This is a genomic window from Oceanispirochaeta sp. M1 (assembly GCF_003346715.1).
Taxonomy (GTDB): domain Bacteria; phylum Spirochaetota; class Spirochaetia; order DSM-2461; family DSM-2461; genus Oceanispirochaeta.
In genome coordinates this window covers 118,204-138,310 of the sequence record NZ_QQPQ01000001.1, presented here as the reverse complement: position 1 = coordinate 138,310, position 20,107 = coordinate 118,204, and the positions used below count along the sequence as shown (strand labels likewise).

Below are 20,107 nucleotides of genomic sequence, written 5' to 3'. Positions count from 1 at the left end.
CCCTGTGATTTTTTAAGGGGAGACTCCGTACATGAAAAAGCCTCCCGGAAGGAACTCCCGGGAGGACAATCTCTAAAGATTTAATTACTTTTTAAGCCATACCTTGGCGAAAACTCGTTTTCCGGTAGGGTAGAGGTAGAAATCCTGAACGGATTCTTTCATGGGTTCTGATACAACAGAGTGTGCCAGGGGAACCCAGGGAGCGTCGTCATGGAAAACAACCTGAGCGGCTCTATAAAGTTCAGTCCTCTTAGCCACATCCATTTCCTGTTTTGCTTCTGCAATCAGGTCGGTAAACTCATCATTTTTCCAGAAAGCAATGTTTCCAGCGGGTTTTTCAGCAGCCTGTTTAGACAGCAGAACCCAGAGGAAGTTATCAGGGTCACCGTTATCACCGGTCCAACCCAGCATGGCAGCCTGATGCTCACCGTAGTCACATTTATCCAGATATGTACCCCACTCGTAGGAAACAATTTCTACTTCGATTCCGACTTTAGCGAGCTGAGCCTGCATAATTTCTGCAACCTTTCTACCGTTGGGGTTATAAGGTCTTGCTACGGGCATGGCCCAGATTTCAGTCTTGAAACCATCGGCATATCCAGCTTCAGCAAGAAGCTTTTTAGCCATTTCAGGATCATAGGGATAAGCGTCGATATCGTCATTATATGACCACATTGTGGGAGGCAGAGGGTTCTTGGCAGGTGCACCGGCTGCGCCGTAAACACCTTTTACAATTTCGTCTCTGTCGATGGCATAATTCATAGCCTGTCTTACTTTTACATTATCATAAGGAGCTTTTTCGTTGTTGAGAGCCAGGTAACCTACATTAAGTCCTGCCTGCTGAATAACTTTTATTCCCGCTGTGTTCTGCATTTCTTCCAGATCCTCAGGAGAAGGAAAGTCAATTACATCAACTTCACCTTTCTTAAGAGACAGCCAACGTGCTGTTGCATCGGGAATAACCTTGATGATCAGACGATCCAGGTATACATCTCCGCCCCAGTAGTCGGGGTTTCTTTCGAATACCATGTTGTCATCTTTGATCCAGGATACAAATTTAAAGGCTCCGGTACCAACGGGGTTGGTAGCCAGATCTTCACCATATTTTTCAGCAGCTGCGGGAGAAACGATAGATGCGAAATCCATTGCCAGGTTGGCAATAAAGGGAGCCTCTACAACTTTCAAGTTGAATTTAACAGTGTATTCATCAATGGCTACAACTGAATCAACGATATCACTCATTCCCATGTAACCCCAGTATTTCCAGGGTCCATTCTTATAGAAAGGATGATCTTCTTTGAACTGTCTTTCAAATGAGAAAACTACAGCATCCGCATTAAAATCGGTACCGTCATGGAATTTCACACCTTTTCGCAGGTTGAAAGTGGCACTTAGACCATCATCTGCAAAAGACCAGCTTTCAGCCAGTGCAGGCTGTATAGAAGTCTGTCCGGGAACAAACTCAACCAGTGTGTCATATACCTGTGTAGATCCATAGAAGGACTCTCCGTCAGTTTCCCGACCGGGATCAAGACCTACAGAGTCTCCGGAGCGTCCAAATACGAGTACTCCACCCATTCTGCTGTCTTCCATGGGAGCTTTCTCCTCGGAAGCAGCAGGAGTTTCCTGTCCACCTGCGGCAAAAACTGTTGCAGCAGACAGAACCAGCAGTAGAACCATGCTGATTTTGAATAATTTTTTCATACAATCCCCTTGTATAGCGTTTACTTATTTTCCTAAAGACATGCAAAATCCGTACCAGCCACGATTCTACAAATAGAAACGTTTCCATAGAATCCTTTATGTTACTGATAGTTATGCCTTATAAGAAAAATTGCTTAGCTGTTATATTACACTATTTCTTACGGTTTTAACAAGAAAAAATAACAAAGCGGTAGCTTTTAAGGTATTCTTACTACATTTTTGTTGTTACGAAAAATGCAAAATGTTCATTTTATTTATTAACATTGCATAAAACAGCAGAGTTTTTTTACTAATAACGATTTTCACTACCCTACTCTTCATGATAACAGTCAAAAATGAATAATTTAATACTTTTCGGATCTCCCTATTCCTATTTCAATGCTCCATCTCAGAGAACAATGTCTTATGACCCTCAAACTTCCATTATTCTTCTTACTACTCAGAAAATTGCTTAAGAATTGAGTTTCAAACCTTGAGCCTGAAATTATGTTTAATTATTTATTGAGGATTTTCAGAATTATGCTATCATACGATAAAGAGAGCAGTCGCTCGCACTCATGCAAAAGGAAAAATGATGAATACATTGCAAAAGATTATCAGCCTTATGACTTTATTTACTCTCTGTCTGATCCTACCTGCCACAGCACTGAATCAGTCAGACCTCGATAAGGCGGACCTTCTCTTCGCATCCAATCAGGATGAGGAAGGGATGAAACTGGTAGAATCTCTGATGAACGGAAGCCTCAATGACAAAGAGAAGTCAGAACTGCTATGGAGACAGTCTCAATTCAGTCACGAGCTGACAGAGAAGGCAAAAAGTGAGGGTGCATCTAAAGATGAAACCCTTTCCATGTATAAAGAAGGAATGGAACTTGCAGCTGAAGCAATAAGCCTTAATGCCGACAGTGCCTGGGCCTACTACTGGAGAGCAGCAAACCTGGGCAGCTGGGGAAGTACAAAGGGAATCGCCGATTCTCTGGGAAGCCTCGGAGATATGAAGTCCGACCTCTATGCCTGTCTGAAAATTGATCCTGATAATAGTGATGCCTGGTCTGTACTGGCAATTATCAATGCAGATGTACCCGGAGTACTTGGTGGAAGTATTGATAAAGCTGTAAGTCAGGATAGAAAGGGTGCCAGCCTATGGAACGGGAACGGTATTCCCAACCTTGAAGTCTATGGCGAAATGGCCAATCACCTGATAAGCAGGGACTGGGACAGCAGTAAAAGAAATAAAAAACTGAAAGCCAAATCCAAAAACTATGCAAAAGCCGGGGATATTTTCGAACAGGCCGAATATTTTGAAGGTGCTGTAGATTTCAACAAGGCTCCTGCATACAGCAGTAAAAAACTCAGTCAGATGTCAGATAAAGAAGAAGCAGCAGATCTGCTCAAGTGGCTTATTACTAAACTGGAAAATCTCTCAGATATCAACGATTTTCAGCAGAGCAAACTGGATGGTTTTAAAGACAGTTTACAGGGAATTTAGTTCTACTCTTATAAATAAAGCAATTTCATTTAGTAAAAAGCCCTGCCGGTATTCACTCCCCGGACAGGGCTTATACTGATCATTTAATATCTGAATCAGAAACTCTCAAAGTCAGAATCCAGAAGATCATCATCACCACTGTCATAGCCCGCCTCCATTTCTGCCGGTTCAGAAACTGCTGAAGGCTGAGGAGCAGGAGACGCAGCAGCACTTGCAGCGGGAAGAGCTCTGACGGTTTCTTTGGGTTCAGATTCCTTAACAGTTTCAGTATTAACAGTTTCAGTATTGACAGTTTCAGTATTGACAGCCGCAGATCTATCGCTTCCGTCATATTTGAAGAAAGAGATCATCTCTCTGAGTTCAGTGGCATAACCTGCCAGAGTATCGGAAGTTCCCGACATCTGCTCCGCACTGTAAACATTCTGCTGAATAACATCATTAAGCTGCAGAATGGCACTGTTGATCTGATCAACACCACTGCTCTGCTCTGTGGTCGCTGCAGAGATTTCCTGAATAAGATCGGAAGTTTTCTGAATTCCCGGAACCAGTTTCTCCAGACTTTCAGATGCTGTTGATGCCGCTTTTACCGTTGTCAGAGAGAGCTCGTTAATTTCACCGGCAGCTTCCTGGCTCCGTTCGGCCAGTTTCCTGACTTCCGAAGCAACCACGGCAAAACCTTTTCCATGCTCACCCGCTCTTGCGGCTTCGATGGCTGCATTCAGAGCAAGCATATTCGTCTGACTGGCAATATCCTGAATAATGGCAATCTTGCCGGTAATCTCGTTCATTGCCACAACAGCTTTGCTAACCGCATCACCGCTCAGCTTGGCATCTTCAGAAACCTCCTGGGCAATAGAGCCGGTCTGTTTGGCATTTTCCGCATTCTGCTGAATATTTGCATTCATCTCTTCGATAGAGCTTGCCACTTCCTCGGCAACACTTGCCTGTTTATGTGCTCCCTCACTGATGGTCCCGGCATTGCCGTTCACTTCATGACTGCCCTCACCTACATGGTGAGAACTCGTATTGATCTGGCTGATCGTGGACTTAAGCCTCTCTATAGTCTTACGAAGAGAGATCGCCAGATCTCCGATCTCATCCTTTGATTCATAGGCTTTGGAGGGGAGCTTCATCTCCAGGTATCCCTGTGAAATGCTCTCCAGATTGATTGAAACAGCTCCTATTCTCTTTGAAAAACTTGAAGCGATAAGAAAAGAAACTACGATAAAGGCCACCACAGAGAAAAAAGTGAAGAGTACAAACAGCAGCTTCAGACGGTTTAGAGGTTCATTAAGAAGTCCGATCTCAATAAAGTAAAGGACCTGCCATTCCATAACAGGGAGATCACTGAAGGTCATAAGCTTTTCCACACCCTGGAATGTATAGTACTGATAACCGGTCTTCTCTCTATACACATTCATCATTACTTCTGTCATCTCAGGATCTTTCAGAAGGTTGTATCCCAAAAGATCCTTATCGGGATGAGCCATGATAACTCCATCCTGGTTTATCAGTGCAACAGAAATTCTATCTTCATGAATCGCATCGATAAACCCAAGAATCTCATCAAGATAGATATCCGTTCCTACACATCCGAGGAACTTGTTTTCCGAAGTGATAAGGGGTGTCGCAATGGAAATATTAACCTGACCCGTATTGGCATCAGTATAGGCATCAGTAATAATAGTATCTTTATTTGATTTGGCTTCAATATACCAGGGCCGGGATGTCGGATCGAAATCAGAGGGAGGAACCCAGTCCAGTCCGACATAAAATTCTTTCTGCTCGGTCCCGATATACATGAAATCCACAGCACTTTTTTCTGCATCCAGAACCATGTAGGGGTTGAGATTCACTGATTTGGAAGTGACATCCCCCAGAGTCTCTTCTGAATTGAACATCAGAGCTGCCGCTTCTACGACCCTCTTACGTTCCATGAACCAGCCGTTTCCATAGGATGCCGTATTCTGAGCCTTCAGTGTAAGTTGAAGCAGTGTTTCCTTCATAAGACTCTTACTCTGCTGTGTGTATATGACTACGGAATAGACTGTCAGCAGTGTAATAGCCAGAATAGAAAATGAGACAACCATTCTCATCCTGATACCGAAAGATTTCTTCATTTTAGACTGAATTGACATCTGCTCCTCCTGTGTATAGCAGCGGGTTCAATCAAGAGTCCGGCAACTGCATATATATTATCTACTACTACAATTCTTGCTCTTTGAGCTTCGAAATACAACAAAAAAACGATTATATATATGAAGAGTAAGTTCTCAGGAGAGATTTGATTCTTCAATTCGCCGGATACCCCGGGAATCAAGAATAATAAGAAAGGAGCGAATGAGAGGAAGAGCCTCGCCTTTAAGATTCAGAGAAACAAGAGCCGGGATTCGATAGGTTCTACTGACCTCTGCCTGTCGCAGAGTATCTTCTTCGAGAGAATATACGGTTTCAACCGCCTTATCCATACGGATAAACCAGCTGCTGATATCCAGCCTGAGAATATCGCTGAGTGCGGCGATATCCTCCTGTTTCTCACGAAGTACCAAACTGCGAATTTCGGTCTTTTTCCTGTAATGGAGGATATTTTCGGCCTGAGATGCGGGGACTCTAGTTCGGGAAACCTCAGGGGGCAGTTCTGACAGATCCGGAAATCTGAGACGTTCTTTAAAGAGGCCGCCTCTTTTCCCTGTGGAGGGATTGATAAGACGCTTAAGCCTGTCAGCATAGATATCAGGAATAAAACGGAGAAAGAAGGCACGGAGGCCATCTTTAATTCTATCTTTCAGAATATAGGCAGAGACAGCAATCAGTGCCCAGGCCAGACTGCCGGATTCAAAGAACCGTAGAGACAGAAGGGATGCCATAACGGCAATGGACATGGCTATCGCTGCGGCCAAACCAAAGAGGAGCTGCACCATTCTGGAAATAAGAGAACTGGACTCGGATGTCAGATATAGGGACTGATGCCCCCATTTTTTGATTTCATGTTCCCGGTAGAGTGTTTCCTCGGTATTCCTGCCCAGAACCTCGCCATCCTGTGAGCAGAAACTATGAAAGCAGCGGTAGTCCTGCTGTTCCCTTATATGCTGAATGCAGGATTTCATTCCGGTCTTCAGAGCTTTTCCCGGTGAACTGTCGTTTTTCTGCTCTTTCCGAGTCGAAAGAGCTTCATATACACGGCCTGCAGCCTTTTCTATCTGCAGGCTGATTCCTTCCCGGCAAAGATCATAGCTTTCCTTAAGCCCTGTAACCGAATCGGGATGCAGAAACTCTCCGCCCAGTTCATCAAGGGAAACCTGAACCTGTTTCATGTCATCGGGAATAGATTGAAGCAGCTCCATTTTCTCTGTGGCCATCTGTATTTTCAGACAGCTGTTATGATGCTCAATAATATTGAGCAGAGACCGGAGTTCTGTAATAAGCATCTCATAATCAACATGATGATAGTTCCCGTTCTTCTTGAAGATCTTTCTTATTCTGAAAAGAGGACTGTTGTGACAGTTTTTTTTGACCAGCTGCTTCAGAGGTACGGCAGGAGTTTTGTAACGGGTATAAATGCTCAGATATCTGTAAAACTTATCAACAGACCAGCTCTTACGATTGACCCCAAGCTGCCGGGGAATAAAAAAATAGACATCCAGTTCCAGATGCCCTTTTTTATCCTCTGGATCAAGAGGATAATTGACCACCAACTCAAGCTGGTGGTTGCCATGAGATTTTAATAGAAAGTCAGCATCAAGTGCCAAAAGAATCAGCTCCTATATACCTGAAATGCATCGGGTTCAAAACGTAAGTTAACCTTGTCTCCCATTCATTATAGCTTTCATCAGAAAGTTTGGGAATGGTCATCAATATATCCTGAATCTCTACTTCAGATTATCAGACAGACTCAGACGGGCCTCTCTCTGTCCCTCCACTTTAAAAAAACTGAGACTCCGGATCAGACTGGCAGACTGACTGTTCAGCTCCTCCGACATGGAGGCAAGTTCTTCGGCTGTTGCAGTATTCAGCTGGATAAGTGAATCCAGCTGATTCATTGCCTGGGAGATCCGGGAGGCACCTTTGCGCTGTTCATCACTGGCAGCGGCAATCTCCTCCACAAGCTCTGCGGTCTTCTGCATTGCCGGAACATTCTGCTCAATAATAGTGCTGGCAGTTTCAGCCTTGGCCATACTTCTTTTAGAAATTTCAGTAATTTCCCTGGCTGCGGTACCACTGGATTCAGCCAGTTTACGGACCTCAGTGGCAACAACGGCAAAACCTTTTCCCGCTTCACCCGCCCGGGCAGCCTCTATAGCGGCATTGAGAGCAAGCATATTGGTATTTCTGGCAATATCTTCAATGATTCTGATTTTTTCAGAAATCTCCTTCATGGCTGTCAGAGTATCCTGAACCGCAGCATTTCCTTCAATCGTCTCCTCGACGACCTTCCTGGACATGGCATTGGCCTGCTGGGCATTATCAGAATTCTGTTCAATATTAGAGCTGAGCTCTTCAACTGAGGAGATGACTTCCTCAACATGGGATGCCTGTTCATTGCTGCCCGATGAGAGCTGCTGAGCCGAAACAGACATTGAGGCGCTTCCCTGACTGACCTGTTCCGAGACGACTCTTATCTCCGAAGAGATCCTGATCAGAACCTCGGTCATATTCTTCATGGAGGCATATACACCCAGCATTCTCGATTCAGGGAATTTAATTCGGAGATCACCTTCGGCGACCCTGGTACTGAGCTCTTCAATTATCTGAGGATCGGCTCCCAGCTGTCTCAAGGTAGCGGAAATTACCCATATTGAAATTGCTGCAGCCCCAATGAGAGAGAGAATTACAGCGATGATAAATAGAGATGTACTCCTCTGTGCAATATTCTCCATCTCAATTATGTCATGGGACATGGTCTCCTGAATAAGTCCTTCCACTTCATCCGCAAGGGCGATAGAATGGTCGAATTCAAGATCAAAACGCTTATCCCCTCCGGAAAACGAATTGGTCTGTCTGTCTACAGTCTCCAGTCTCCGGGCAGCAAGCTGTACAAGGGTATCAATATCATCCTGTATCCGGGAGATCTGTGCTGTCCTTTTCAAGCGGGACCAAAATATAGATGCCGCCTCAAATCCCCCCAGTACATTTTCCGCACTGGCTGTATCATCTCCCGAAAGAGCCTCTTCAAGAAAAAGGCGACTGTCCGCAAGGTAGAATCGGACATCTCCCATAAGGACAAGTTCACTGCGGCTGTAGTCTCCGGCCCTCTGGGATAGAATCAGAAAAATCTGATCCTGAATATCCGAATAGGTATCATCAAAAAGCTGATCCACCTCAGAATCATTTCCCGAAGAGTTAACTCTCTGATCATAGGGGGTACGGGCACTGTCACTGAAGGCTTCAATGGATGCAATAATCTGTTTGGTCTTCATGGCGGCATCCATAAGGGGTGAATCCCGGGAACTCAAACTATGAGCTTTGTTATAAAGGCTCCTGAGATTCAGAATTCCCAGCAGGGAAGAGATCACCATTATCATGACTATCAGGGAAAGACCTGTAACCTGGCGGGTTTTAAAGTTCATGACGGCTCCTTAAATTTCTATTTTACAATGAGTTAAAATAATAAACATTTATATTGTTAATTAGTAATAAAAAAAGTTAGAAGATCAATAAACCGGTAGAATTGACAATCTGCCGGCCTTTGATTACTTTTGACATTGCAGCAAGTGCTGCCCTTATTACTCTACCTCCCGGAGGACAGCACCTTGAAACTGCCAAAAATACCATGGAATACTGAAATATCTCCCCTGGGGATTCCCAGATTTAAGGAGGGTGGTTCAGAAGCAGTTCTTCTAATTCATGGATTCAGAGGTCTGACTCAGGAATTTTACTATCTCTTTGACCGGATCAGTGAAGAGGGCTATACGGTATCACTCCCCCGCCTGCCCGGACACGGCACCAATGCGGCGGACTTTCATGCATCAAATGGCAGCGACTGGCTCCGAAAAGTCACTGATGAGTATCTTCTTCTTAAGACAACACATGATAAAGTCCATATCGCCGGGCTGTCCATGGGCGGTCTTCTGACCCTGATCCTGGCTCAGGAATTCACCCCTGATTCCATATGCTTAATGGCTCCGGCTATCAGTATCCGCCATAAGCTGATTCACCACATCCACTTTCTAAAGTACATCAAGCCCTATGCAAATGGAGAATGGGATGAAGAAAAGGAGAATGATCCTTTAAGAAAAGCTCTGGGTAGAGAGTACTGGGCAAAAACAGATACATGGAAATTAGCGGATATGATGAAGCTCAGAAAAAGAGCCCTTGAAAACCTCTCAAGGGTCGAATCCCGCACCTTGACTATTGTATCCGAAGGGGATAAAACGGTAGCTCCCGATGCTGTTGAAATTATCAGTAATGGTATCAGCAGTAAGAACATAGAACATCTCATACTTGAGAAAAGTTCCCATGTTCTTGTGAACGGCTGTGAGAAAGAAGAAGTAGCCGACAGGCTTATTGAATGGTTAAAACAGGAGTAAATATCCTTATGAAATATTTTGTACTGACACTTGGCTGTCAGATGAACTTATCCGATTCTGAACGGCTGATAACCGTTTTTTCAAATATGGGTTTTCAGAAAACAGAGAATGAAGAAGAAGCTGACATTCTGGGTATTGTGGCCTGCTCAGTCAGACAGAAGGCCATCGATAAGGTATACAGCCGCATCCATCTGTGGAATAAGTGGAAAAAAGACAGAAACCTCATAACATTTGTAACAGGTTGTCTTCTTGAAGATGATAAAAAAAAGTTTCTGAAGAACTTTGACCTGGTTTTTGAAACCAATGATATTGCAGGGCTCCCTGAGATGATCAGCCAATATGGTGTTGTCACCCCCACGGGTCTTAAAACTCATCATAAACAGGATGAATTCTGGGATATCAATCCCTCTTATGATTCAAATTATGAAGCCTTTATTCCCATCCAGAACGGCTGTGACAAGTTCTGCACATACTGCGCCGTTCCTTATACCAGAGGAAGAGAGGTCTCAAGACCCTCCTCTGAAATTCTTGATGAACTGAAAGTGCTCCTGGGAAAGGGGTATAAGTCAATAACCCTCCTGGGGCAGAACGTGAACTCCTACGGTCTTGATAAAAAAGGGGAAGAACTCAGCTTTGCCGCCCTACTGGAGGAGATTGGAAAGATAGGTGAAGCCTGTGAACACAGGTTCTGGCTCTATTTCACATCACCCCACCCCAGAGATATGACCGTGGATGTCATCGAAGCCATGGCTAAATATAAATGTCTGGCGAAACAGGTGCATCTGCCCCTGCAGTCCGGAGATAATGAGATTCTGAGAAAGATGAACCGAAACCATACTCTGGCTGATTACAAGCTTATTATTGAGAACATACGGAGACTGCTGCCTGAAGCAACCATTTTTACTGATATAATTGTCGGCTTCACAGACGAAGATGGCGATAACTTTGAAAATACAAGAAGGGCTATGGAGGAGATAGGCTACAACATGGCCTATATTGCCTGCTACTCATCCCGTCCCGGGGCGGTCAGTTCCCGCTGGGATGATAAAATCAGCATGGAAGAGAAGAAAAGAAGACTTCATATTCTCTCTGATGTTTTTATCAAATACGCCAGCCGCTACAATGAAGAACTGGTTGGGAAAACCCTGCCCGTACTGGTAAGCGGTAAGTCCAGAGACGGCTCCCGCTGGGCCGGTTTGACTGAGGGAAAAATCAACATTCAGTTCGCTTCAGACAAAGAAATTAAAATTGGAACATTCATCGATATAAAGATCAGTGGAAGTACAGGGATCTCTCTTCAGGGAAAGCTCTCCTTATGAGAGAATTTCTGGTGTACTTTATACCCTCTATCACCGATAATAGTTATTAGATGGAACGAAAGCGTCTTAGAAACATTCTCATAACTCTCTTTGTACTTGCACTGCTTATATTAGGATTCTGGTTTGGAAGCGGATATCTGAAGGATAGACGGAGTGCTGGAGAGGATATAGAGAAGATAAAAGATCTACAGAGAGTTCTCGAGATGGAGCCTGCCTTCGATACGGCTGAAGCCGAGGAAACGGTGCTTCCAGAGCCCGAAGAAGAAGCTGTTGTAGTAATAATAGAAACTCCGGCTCCCGAAGAGAAAATCGAACGTCATATAACCGATGAACATACTGTAAAGAAGGGAGAATCCTTCTCCCTGATTACAGGCTTCTACTGGGAGGATATCTTCCTCTGGCCCGATCTTTATATCCGCAACAGAATGCACAGTGATGATCCCGACCTGATCTACCCCGATGAAATTATTACCATCTATAACAGACTGGGTCGCGGTGAGGATTTTTCTACAAAAGAGACCTCCGAGATTCTTGAAGCCTATCTGGAAGTATACAGAATCTACAAAAAACTGGGAGACAGGAAGAACAACTCAGTATGGAGTCTTCTGTGGTGCGCCGCACGCTATGATCACGATTTCCTGGATAAGTACAGAGACCGTATAGATCCTGAAGATAGAGCCATGGCTCAGAAATATATCGACGAACAGGGATTCCTGGACTGATCCTTTCAGTGGAATAGTCCAGGGAACTCAGCTTCCCCACTCATTAATTGAATCACTTATAATCTTATGAGCCTTATGAGCCATCTCTCCCGCAGCTTTAAGTGAGTCCTCTCTGCTCTCGGGACAGGGAGGCGGAGTCATGGGCTCGGAGATGACAAGTGTAAGGCGGAAAAGATAATTCCAGATAACCTTCCCTCTGAATTTCCTGTGATGAATCACAGTTGCCACCGGCAGGATGGGAACCTGGTTTTCAATGGCCGTCAGAAAGGCGCCCTTTTTAAATGGATGAGGCTCCTGATTGAAATGGGTCAGATAACCTTCGGGGAAGAAATGCACCGATCCTCCGTGCTTCAGCACCCGGGCAATCTCCGGCTCAATCCTCTCAATCCCCTTCCTGCGGGGGATGGGAAAACCTCTGAGAAGACGCAGTCCCCACTCGGCAACAGGATTCACAAAGGTCTGTTCCATGATGGAGAAATAAGGATGTCTGGGAACGATAGCATGGCTGATAAAGGCAGGTTCAAGAAAGAGACTGTGATTGGAGATAACCACAAAGCCTGTCCGCCGGAGGGGCCGCAGGTTCTTTCGTCCTCTCACTCTCATGCTCAGAACAATCGTATCCCAGAGAAAAAAAACAAGTGTTGCAAAAGACAGCACCAGAAAACTCAGAACTGTCATGACAGGGCCGTCTGTTATCAGCTTTTTCCATTCTTTCATGTCTTAACCTTTACTGTGAAAATTCTGATTATGAAAGTATAACATAGAGAATTCAGAACGGCACTGCCGACTTTATACAGACAACCTCTCCTGTGACAGGATCAGAAAAGTTCAGAACACATGCATGAAGAGCCAGCCTCTCCGCTGCCGCTCCTCCATAGAGCCGGTCACCGAGAATGGCTGTTCCGCAGCTTGCCATATGAAGCCTCAGTTGATGGGTCCGTCCGGTTTCAGGATAAAGTCGGATGCGCCAGAATCCGGAATCTTCCCGTCCCAGCAGTTTCCAGCGGGTAATCGAAAGCTTACCTCTCTCATCATCCACAATCTGCATGGGCCTGTTTTCGATGTCCAGTCGCTGGTACAGACGGATCTCCCCTTCGACGTTCTCAGGGGATTTTCCGGGGGGAGCACTGATCAGAGCCTCATACTCTTTATGGATTTTCCGCTCTTCAAACTGCCTGCTCAATCCCCGCTGGCTCTCCTTGTTTCGAGCCCATATCATTAAACCTGAGGTAGCCTGATCCAGGCGGTGAACTACAAGGAGTTCCGGATACTCACTCAGGAGCCGTGAATAGTGACAATCTGCCTTATCCGGGCCTTTTCCCGGAACCGATAAAAGCCCTGCGGGCTTTTCAGTGATCAGCCAGTTGTCACTCAGCTTCAGGACAGTATTCATAAGACAAGAATCTGAAGGAGGAGGCTCCCCCATACGGCGCCGACCATTACAAAAAGATAAAGAAAGGAGAGAGGCAGGGAGCGGTTGATTTCAGCTTCAGCTGTCACAGCAGTCTCACCCAGACGCTCAGGGGGAAAAAGATCCATGAGAACATCATCCAGGCTTCCAATGAAATTGGATGGGGATATTTTCTTCTTCCCGTCCAGTATCTCCTCAAAATAATAAAACATCCTGGCAAGAAGCCCGCCGACTCTGCCGGGTAGTTTCAAGGCGGGTGTAACGGAGAAAAGAGAAAGGAAAACAAGACCACAGAGGGTCAGTCCCTTATGGATACCCGTCTCAAGGGCCCCCGTGGTAATACGGAAGGGGCCGATCTCCGCCAGGATTTTTCCCATGGGAGTCAGAAGATGAAAGAATGTAATTGATGATATGAGAAAAACAAAATACAGGATTCTGATTTTCTTTCCCGCAAGCCTTGCTGTGAACGAAAAGAGAAGTACAAGCAATGCCTTAACCAGAAGGGATTCAATCATAAAATAGGCAGGGATCAGAGCAAGACCTGTCCAGAACCTGAATGAGGGAGAGAGAAAAAGGGCAAGAGTGTCTGTCCGCTTCTTCCCTCTTTTACGGGCACTCACAGTTCTGCCTCCTCTTGGAGGACTGATTCCTCTTTCATTGCCTTCCACCAGCGGGACTTGTCTGAGAAACGCTGTGCGAAGATCCCTATAAAGACTCCCGAAACCAGACCTATCCCCAGAAAAAGTGGGAGGATTCTCCAGGCGGAGGCTCCAAAGATAAATGTAATGGAGAGGACGATCTGGGCCATATTACTGGTAAGAGCGCCCATTATTGATATTCCAATAAAGGTAATTCTCGGCCTCAGCCCTTTATAACAGAGCCACATAACCAGAGCACTGGCAAAGGAGCCTGTAAGGGAAAAAAGGAAAACATAGGAAGCCAGGGTGCCGTTTACAAGGGCCTGTCCCAGAACCTTCATCAAAACCAGCAGAAAATAGGACGGGGCCGGCAGGATTTCCAATGCCAGAATCACCGGCAGATTAGCAAGTCCCAGTCTCATAAAAGGTATGGGACGGGGAAAGAGATATTCAATTGTAGATAGAAACATGCTGAAAGCACCCAGCAGTGCTATTCTGTTCAGTTTTTTTTCAGTAAACGCCACTGTCCACCCCCTGGTCTTCCTCAAACCCACCGGTATAGAGAAAAATCCTGTTGGGAAGACATGCCGCCCATTCTCCGGAACCGTGTATTTCACCCATTTGAACACATAAATCATCATCACATTCAGATGAGAAGAAACGGGCGGTTCCCTGTTCGATAAGAATAACTGATTCTCCTATGGGTCCCTCCAGTGTAATACTTCTCTCCTGAGACAGAGGGTAGATCAGCTGATCACCCGAACTTTCGATGATGACATAACCTTCATCTTTATTGAGACTGCGCCCGTAAGCTGTAAACAGTAGAAAAACTGTAAGAGAAAAAATCAGGGCGACTATGTCGAAGAAACGAAGCTTCATCTATGATAAGATCCTTATATCTTTTAGAATGCTGAATGAGCATATTATGATTAACAAATTAACACAATTTCAGGACAGCAGGGAATACCTTGCACTGAATGATGAAGATAAATATTTTCTTAATCGTCTCTGTGGAGACTGGCAGTTTTCAGTCCAGCAGATAAGGCAGATTATTCGTGTTGGACGGGATCTTGAGACCTGGTCGGAAGGTTCGCTGTCCCAACTCTGGGGAGATCCTGTTCCACAGAAGACAGGAGACAGAAACGAGAAAGAGAAGCGCTACAGGGGATTCTGTGAATCATGGGAAACTCTGAAGAATATCCCCAAAGATTACAAAGGGTTCAGCCCGGGAAAAATCACAATTCCCAAACCGGGATTCAAGGCCCTTGATGATGAGCGTCAGATACTGGGAGACTGCCCTGTAGCCTCCATAAAGACCCGATGTTGTAATCTCAAAACCCTGGATGCGGTGGCGGGCTGCGGCTTTGACTGCTCTTACTGCTCCATTCAATCCTTCTATACAGGTAATACGATCCTCTTTCATAAAGATCTGAAACAGAAACTGAAGGCTCTGAACCTTGATCCTGATAAAAAATATCACATAGGTACCGGTCAGTCCTCAGACTCCCTGATGTGGGGGAATAAAAACGGTCTGCTTGATGACCTGTGTGTGTTTGCAAGAGAGAATCCCAATGTGATTCTCGAACTCAAGACAAAATCGGATAATGTAAATGAACTTCTGGACATGGATGTCCCCCCCAATATACTGCTCACCTGGTCACTGAACACCCAGACCGTAATAGATGCGGAAGAGCGGCTGACGGTATCACTGATAAAACGCCTGGAAGCTGCACGGAAGTCGGCTGATAGAGGTCTGCCTGTGGGTTTCCATCTCCACCCCATGGTCTGGTATAAAGACTGGGAAGGGGAATATGCAGATCTGTTTACATCACTCACTGCACTTTTCAGACCGGAAGAGGTGGTGACAGTATCTATAGGGACCCTGACCTTTATCAAACCGGTACTTAAAAAACTCAGGGAGCGTCCTATTCACAGCAAGATTCTACAGATGCCTCTTGAGGAAGCCGCAGGAAAACTGTCCTACCCGCATCCCATTAAACTGGAGCTTTTCACAGCCGCCTATGAGGGGCTGAAAGCCTGGCAGAAGGATGTATTTTTCTATATGTGCATGGAAGATCCTGAACTCTGGCAGCCGATTTTCGGAAAAGCCTATGAAAGCAATGCTGATTTTGAAGAAGATATGATCTATAATTACAATCATAAAATCTCGGAGATTTATAACAGGAGAAAATGATTATGAAAAAAACACTGATACTGACAGCCCTTATTATGGTTGTAGCTTCAGGCGGCCTCTTTGCCAAAGGACTTGATTTTCAGTTTGGTGGCGGATACAACGGTTTCTTCATTTCTGATGAAGCCAGTGACTTTAATGGTTATCCCGTGGGATTTGCAGCATTCGGTGGTGTGGGGTATAAATTCCTTCCCACCCTCTCTGTGGGAGCTGAATATGAGTTCTCCATGGACTGGGCATTCAATGTACTGGGAAGCGACCAGACCATGACGATGATTGAACATCTCCCCAAGGCCTATATAAAATTCAATGCCCTGAACATTCTGGCCATCACCGGTCTGGCAGGAGTAGATATTCAGACACCCATGGTAGACAATGTATCCGGTACAACTGAAACCGCATTTACAGCTGGTGCCCGTGTGGCCCTCCTTTTTGCTTATGCACAGTATTTGATGGTTTTCAACACCGACCGTGTTGACCATAGAATCAGTGTAGGGATTGTTCTCAGCAAATAATCTATGACAATACTCCTGATAAACCCTCCTTTCTGCCAGCTGAATACACCCTATCCGGGGACGGCCTTTCTTAAGGCCTGGCTCAGAAAGAAGGGACATCAGGTACACCAGGCTGATACGGGGCTGGAGACCTATCTCCGCCTCTTCAGCCGTAAAGGACTGGAAGAGATTGTCTTCTCCCCGCTCTCAGCTGAATCATTCAAAAAAACGATAGAAAGCAATGACTCCCTTAAAAGAATCTGGCAGCTCAGACTACAGTACTGTGAAGTCATAGAACCTGTGCTCTCCTTTCTTCAGGGAAAAGACTCCACCATGGCCACAGTTCTGTGCCGCCCCGGCTATCTGCCTGAGGGGGAACGCTTTTCCGGTAGAGAGGAAGAAGGGGATGAACGCTATGGGAGCCTCGGCATTACAGACAAAGCCCGGCTGAGAGCCACCCTCGTCCTTGAAGACCTGGCTGATTTTTACAGGCTCAGCAGTGATGAAAATTTCGGCTTCAGCCGTTATGCCGATCATCTGGCCATGTCACCCCCCTCTTTCGATACTCTTTACTCAAAAGCCCTGGACCGGGATTCTCATGTCAGCCGGATTCACCGTGAGATTCTAAAGGAGAAGATGGAGCTTTTTAAACCGGATATGGTGGGATTTTCAGTCCCCTTCCCGGGAAATCTTCTTGAATCACTTCGTGGGGCTGCATTTATCAAAGAGGAATACCCCGATGTCCACCTGACTCTCGGGGGGGGGTATATAAATACAGAACTGAGAGACATTTCGGATATCAGGATCTCCGAATTTTTCGATTCCCTCACCCTGGATGACGGGGAAGATACCATGGAAATCCTCTGCACCTACCTTAAAGGGGAGAATAAGAGAGAAGATCTGGTCAGAACCTGGCTGCCCATTGAGGGAGAGTGGAGATTCTTCGATGGGCCTCCGGGATATCATATTAAGCATAAGGAGAGACCCGCACCGGATTACTCCGAGCTTCCGATGGAAAAATACCTCTCCCTGGTGGATAGAGAGAATCCCATGCATCGCCTGTGGAGTGAGGGGCCCTGGATCAAGATGATGCTGGCCCACGGCTGTTATTGGAAACGATGCGCCTTCTGCGATACATCACTTGATTATATCCAGCGCTTTGATCCCGGAAAAGCCTCGGTCCTGGTTGATCAGATAGAAGAACTGATTGAATCAACGGGATCAAGAAGTTTTCATTTTGTTGATGAAGCCGCTCCTCCGTCATTGATGAAGGAGATGGCTCTGGAGTTGATACGCCGAAGATGCAGTATCAGCTGGTGGACGAATATCCGTTTTGAAAAGAATTTCACCCCCCAGCTCTGCCGCCTCCTGGCACGCTCAGGATGTATAGCCATATCAGGGGGACTGGAAGTCGCCTCGGACCGTCTGCTGGAAAGTATAGACAAGGGTGTCACCGTATCACAGGTCAGCCGGGTGGCAGCCTCCTTCAGAAAGGCGGGAATCATGGTGCATGCCTATCTGATGTACGGCTTTCCCGGACAGAACTCACAGGAACTCATAGACTCTCTTGATGTGGTTAGACAGCTCTTTATGCACGGCCTGATACAGTCGGCCTACTGGCATCACTTTGCTCTGACAGCCCATAGTCCCGTGGGTCTCAATCCGGAAAAATTCGGAATAAAGATCACAGGCCCGCAGCAGAGAGGATTTGCCAGAAACGATCTGAGTTACAGCCAGAAATCTGAAGATCTCAGCGCCTATGGCAAGGGCCTTACGGCAGCCCTCTACAACTATATGAGAGGAGAAGGATTTGATCTTCCCCTGAAGAAATGGTTCAGTTTTAAAATAGAAAATCCCCGTGTAAACCGAAGCCTTATCAAGAAAATAGTGGAAGGGGAGAATGAACTTGAACTACAGGACTCAAGCCGGCTTATCTGGTATGAAGCTCTTCCTGAACAATCTGAAGAGGGGCTGATATTCAGAGCAGGAAACTACCAGGAACTGATGCACATATCTCCCGGGGAATCAGAGTTCATTCTGAAGCTGCTGGAGAACTGCCGGCCCGAAGCTGCGGTTTTCACTCTGAAGGATTTTGACTCACTGGCCGAAGGACATGGAATCAATGGAGATTCCTGGCTCTCGGGAAACCTGTTTCAGGAACTGATGGATTATGGACTCCTTATTCTCTAAGATGTCATTCTTCAACATATCAGAACTGGCTGAACTTTTCGGCAGTCGGAGTGATCTGATAATCCTATTGGGGTCTATATCCCTGGTCACATTTGCAGGAACCCTCATCCTTCTGCCGATTTTCCTTATCCGCATCCCGGAAGATTACTTTCTGGACAGCTATGTCCCTCCTCAAAAGAGCAGAAAATCCCGACTTATCTTCCATTTAATAAAAAACCTGCTGGGAGTTATTTTTCTGCTTATGGGAATCATAATGCTTTTTATCCCCGGACAGGGACTCCTGACCATGGTGGCCGGACTCTGGCTGATGGATCTGCCTGGAAAGAGAAAACTTGAGATACAGATGATCAGAAGAAGGTCGATTCACAGCACTATAGATCTCATAAGAAAAAAAGCCGGAAAGGCATCACTCAAACTGCCGGAGAAGTGTGATCAACGGGAAAACGGTCACTCTTCGGAATAGGCGACTCTGTTTCTGCCGTTTTCCTTGGCATTATAAAGGGCTGCATCGCACCTGCTGATCAGGTCCTGAACAGCATTATCCACAGCCTTGAACTCCGCAACACCTATGCTCACGGTAATCTCAAGACCCGTCCTCACAGGGCTGTCTTTTTCTATGGAGGCTCTTAGTTTCTCCGCAGCAGTAAGGGCGTTCTCACGAGAAGTTTCAGGCAGAATAACCACCATTTCTTCCCCGCCGTAACGGGCGGCGATATCATTCATTCTGATATTATCACTGATAATGGAGGCAATCTCACTTAAAACCAGATCCCCCTTCTGATGCCCGTGGAGATCATTCACCTTCTTGAAAAAATCGAGATCCAGCAGGAGAAGACAGAGAGGCTGGCTGTAACGTCTGGCACGCTCAACCTCCCGGGAGATACTGTCATCAAAAAAACGTCTGTTATAAAGCAGAGTAAGCCTGTCGATATGGGCCATCCGGGAGAGTTTCTCTTTAGACTGGTTGATAATATGCTTGAGCTCAAAAAGCTGATTCCGCACCGTATCGTCATCGATGGACTGAAGGATGCTGGCAATTTTGCTCTCCATCACGAGAGTTTCAGAGAGCAGGTTTTCTTCTGAGCGAATGGGAACATCCATGGTATGATCCAGGACTCTGTAGACAAGTATAAAGGGACCGATAGTAATTCTATCCTCATCTTTGAGAACATGTTCCTTCACCCCCCGGTAATTGACCTGAATACCGTTTGTACTCTCCATATCCCGGATAGTGAATTGTTCACCCTCTTTGAAAACTTCCGCATGTATTCTTGAGACTGTTCTCTCTTCAAGAACAATTTCACAGCTGCTGTCCCGGCCGATTCTGAGAATACGCTCTGGGTCCAGAAGCATCTTTTTATCCAGAAAGAAAAGGTAATGCTGATCAGCTGTGGAGTCTACACTATGTTTCATACTCTAAAA

At 45.8% G+C, this 20,107-nt stretch carries 18 protein-coding genes; 8 read left to right on the top strand and 10 right to left on the bottom strand.

All coding sequences use genetic code 11. The features are described from left to right. Positions 1 to 84 precede the first annotated feature (84 nt). Complete coding sequence (locus tag DV872_RS00575) at positions 85 to 1,704, bottom strand: ABC transporter substrate-binding protein (protein ID WP_114627880.1); 1,620 nt, start codon at positions 1,702 to 1,704, stop codon at positions 85 to 87. Between the two features lie 574 nt (positions 1,705 to 2,278). On the opposite strand from DV872_RS00575, the gene DV872_RS00570 reads away from it, so the two are divergent. Next, positions 2,279 to 3,193, top strand: a complete 915-nt coding sequence (locus DV872_RS00570; protein WP_114627879.1) for a hypothetical protein — start codon at positions 2,279 to 2,281, stop codon at positions 3,191 to 3,193. Between the two features lie 95 nt (positions 3,194 to 3,288). Here DV872_RS00570 and DV872_RS00565 read toward each other — a convergent pair whose 3' ends face one another. The 3 genes from DV872_RS00565 to DV872_RS00555 form a co-directional block, all read right to left on the bottom strand. Next, positions 3,289 to 5,331, bottom strand: coding sequence for a methyl-accepting chemotaxis protein (locus DV872_RS00565; protein WP_114627878.1), 2,043 nt, complete (start codon positions 5,329 to 5,331; stop codon positions 3,289 to 3,291). 135 nt (positions 5,332 to 5,466) lie between these two features. Next, positions 5,467 to 6,942 (bottom strand): hypothetical protein, encoded by a 1,476-nt coding sequence (locus DV872_RS00560; RefSeq protein ID WP_114627877.1) that lies wholly within the window; start codon positions 6,940 to 6,942, stop codon positions 5,467 to 5,469. A gap of 120 nt (positions 6,943 to 7,062) precedes the next feature. Continuing rightward, positions 7,063 to 8,760 (bottom strand): methyl-accepting chemotaxis protein, encoded by a 1,698-nt coding sequence (locus DV872_RS00555; RefSeq protein ID WP_114627876.1) that lies wholly within the window; start codon positions 8,758 to 8,760, stop codon positions 7,063 to 7,065. A 183-nt stretch (positions 8,761 to 8,943) separates the two neighbouring features. Between DV872_RS00555 and DV872_RS00550 the strand changes: the two genes are divergently transcribed. Genes DV872_RS00550 through DV872_RS00540 form a run of 3 tightly spaced genes read left to right on the top strand, consistent with a single transcriptional unit; the run spans position 8,944 to position 11,761 of the window. Then, on the top strand, positions 8,944 to 9,720 hold the full coding sequence (locus tag DV872_RS00550; protein WP_158546767.1) for a carboxylesterase: 777 nt from the start codon (positions 8,944 to 8,946) through the stop codon (positions 9,718 to 9,720). Between the two features lie 8 nt (positions 9,721 to 9,728). Then, a complete protein-coding gene (gene miaB / locus DV872_RS00545) occupies positions 9,729 to 11,039 on the top strand; it encodes a tRNA (N6-isopentenyl adenosine(37)-C2)-methylthiotransferase MiaB (protein ID WP_114628008.1) in 1,311 nt (436 codons plus the stop codon). Between the two features lie 50 nt (positions 11,040 to 11,089). Beyond that, the gene (locus tag DV872_RS00540; protein WP_114627874.1) at positions 11,090 to 11,761 is read left to right on the top strand and encodes a LysM peptidoglycan-binding domain-containing protein; all 672 of its coding nucleotides are present in this window, start codon (positions 11,090 to 11,092) and stop codon (positions 11,759 to 11,761) included. Positions 11,762 to 11,788: 27 nt separating this feature from the next. Here DV872_RS00540 and DV872_RS00535 read toward each other — a convergent pair whose 3' ends face one another. From DV872_RS00535 to DV872_RS26890, 5 genes are read right to left on the bottom strand one after another with little or no spacing between them, the layout of a single operon-like run. Beyond that, a complete protein-coding gene (locus DV872_RS00535; protein ID WP_114627873.1) occupies positions 11,789 to 12,478 on the bottom strand; it encodes a lysophospholipid acyltransferase family protein in 690 nt (229 codons plus the stop codon). 52 nt (positions 12,479 to 12,530) lie between these two features. After that, entirely contained in the window at positions 12,531 to 13,154 is a 624-nt protein-coding gene (locus tag DV872_RS00530) for an RluA family pseudouridine synthase (protein ID WP_114627872.1), read from the bottom strand. Further along, on the bottom strand, positions 13,151 to 13,792 hold the full coding sequence (locus DV872_RS00525) for a hypothetical protein (protein ID WP_114627871.1): 642 nt from the start codon (positions 13,790 to 13,792) through the stop codon (positions 13,151 to 13,153). The genes DV872_RS00530 and DV872_RS00525 overlap by 4 nt, the downstream gene beginning before the upstream one ends. Further along, the gene (locus DV872_RS00520) at positions 13,789 to 14,334 is read right to left on the bottom strand and encodes a Gx transporter family protein (protein ID WP_233516402.1); all 546 of its coding nucleotides are present in this window, start codon (positions 14,332 to 14,334) and stop codon (positions 13,789 to 13,791) included. The genes DV872_RS00525 and DV872_RS00520 overlap by 4 nt, the downstream gene beginning before the upstream one ends. Further along, positions 14,321 to 14,689, bottom strand: a complete 369-nt coding sequence (locus DV872_RS26890) for a NusG domain II-containing protein (protein WP_114627869.1) — start codon at positions 14,687 to 14,689, stop codon at positions 14,321 to 14,323. The genes DV872_RS00520 and DV872_RS26890 overlap by 14 nt, the downstream gene beginning before the upstream one ends. Positions 14,690 to 14,735: 46 nt before the next feature. Here DV872_RS26890 and DV872_RS00510 point away from each other — a divergent pair, with 46 nt between their 5' ends. The 4 genes from DV872_RS00510 to DV872_RS00495 are packed head-to-tail and all read left to right on the top strand — an operon-like array spanning position 14,736 to position 19,148. Next, positions 14,736 to 16,004, top strand: a complete 1,269-nt coding sequence (locus DV872_RS00510) for a spore photoproduct lyase family protein (protein ID WP_114627868.1) — start codon at positions 14,736 to 14,738, stop codon at positions 16,002 to 16,004. Between the two features lie 2 nt (positions 16,005 to 16,006). Further along, on the top strand, positions 16,007 to 16,516 hold the full coding sequence (locus DV872_RS00505) for a hypothetical protein (RefSeq protein ID WP_114627867.1): 510 nt from the start codon (positions 16,007 to 16,009) through the stop codon (positions 16,514 to 16,516). 3 nt (positions 16,517 to 16,519) lie between these two features. Then, a complete protein-coding gene (locus tag DV872_RS00500; protein WP_114627866.1) occupies positions 16,520 to 18,685 on the top strand; it encodes a radical SAM protein in 2,166 nt (721 codons plus the stop codon). Continuing rightward, entirely contained in the window at positions 18,666 to 19,148 is a 483-nt protein-coding gene (locus DV872_RS00495; protein WP_114627865.1) for a PGPGW domain-containing protein, read from the top strand. The genes DV872_RS00500 and DV872_RS00495 overlap by 20 nt, the downstream gene beginning before the upstream one ends. On the opposite strand, the gene DV872_RS00490 is transcribed toward DV872_RS00495, so the two are convergent. After that, entirely contained in the window at positions 19,133 to 20,098 is a 966-nt protein-coding gene (locus tag DV872_RS00490) for a GGDEF domain-containing protein (RefSeq protein WP_114627864.1), read from the bottom strand. The genes DV872_RS00495 and DV872_RS00490 overlap by 16 nt on opposite strands. Between the last annotated feature and the right edge of the window lie 9 nt (positions 20,099 to 20,107).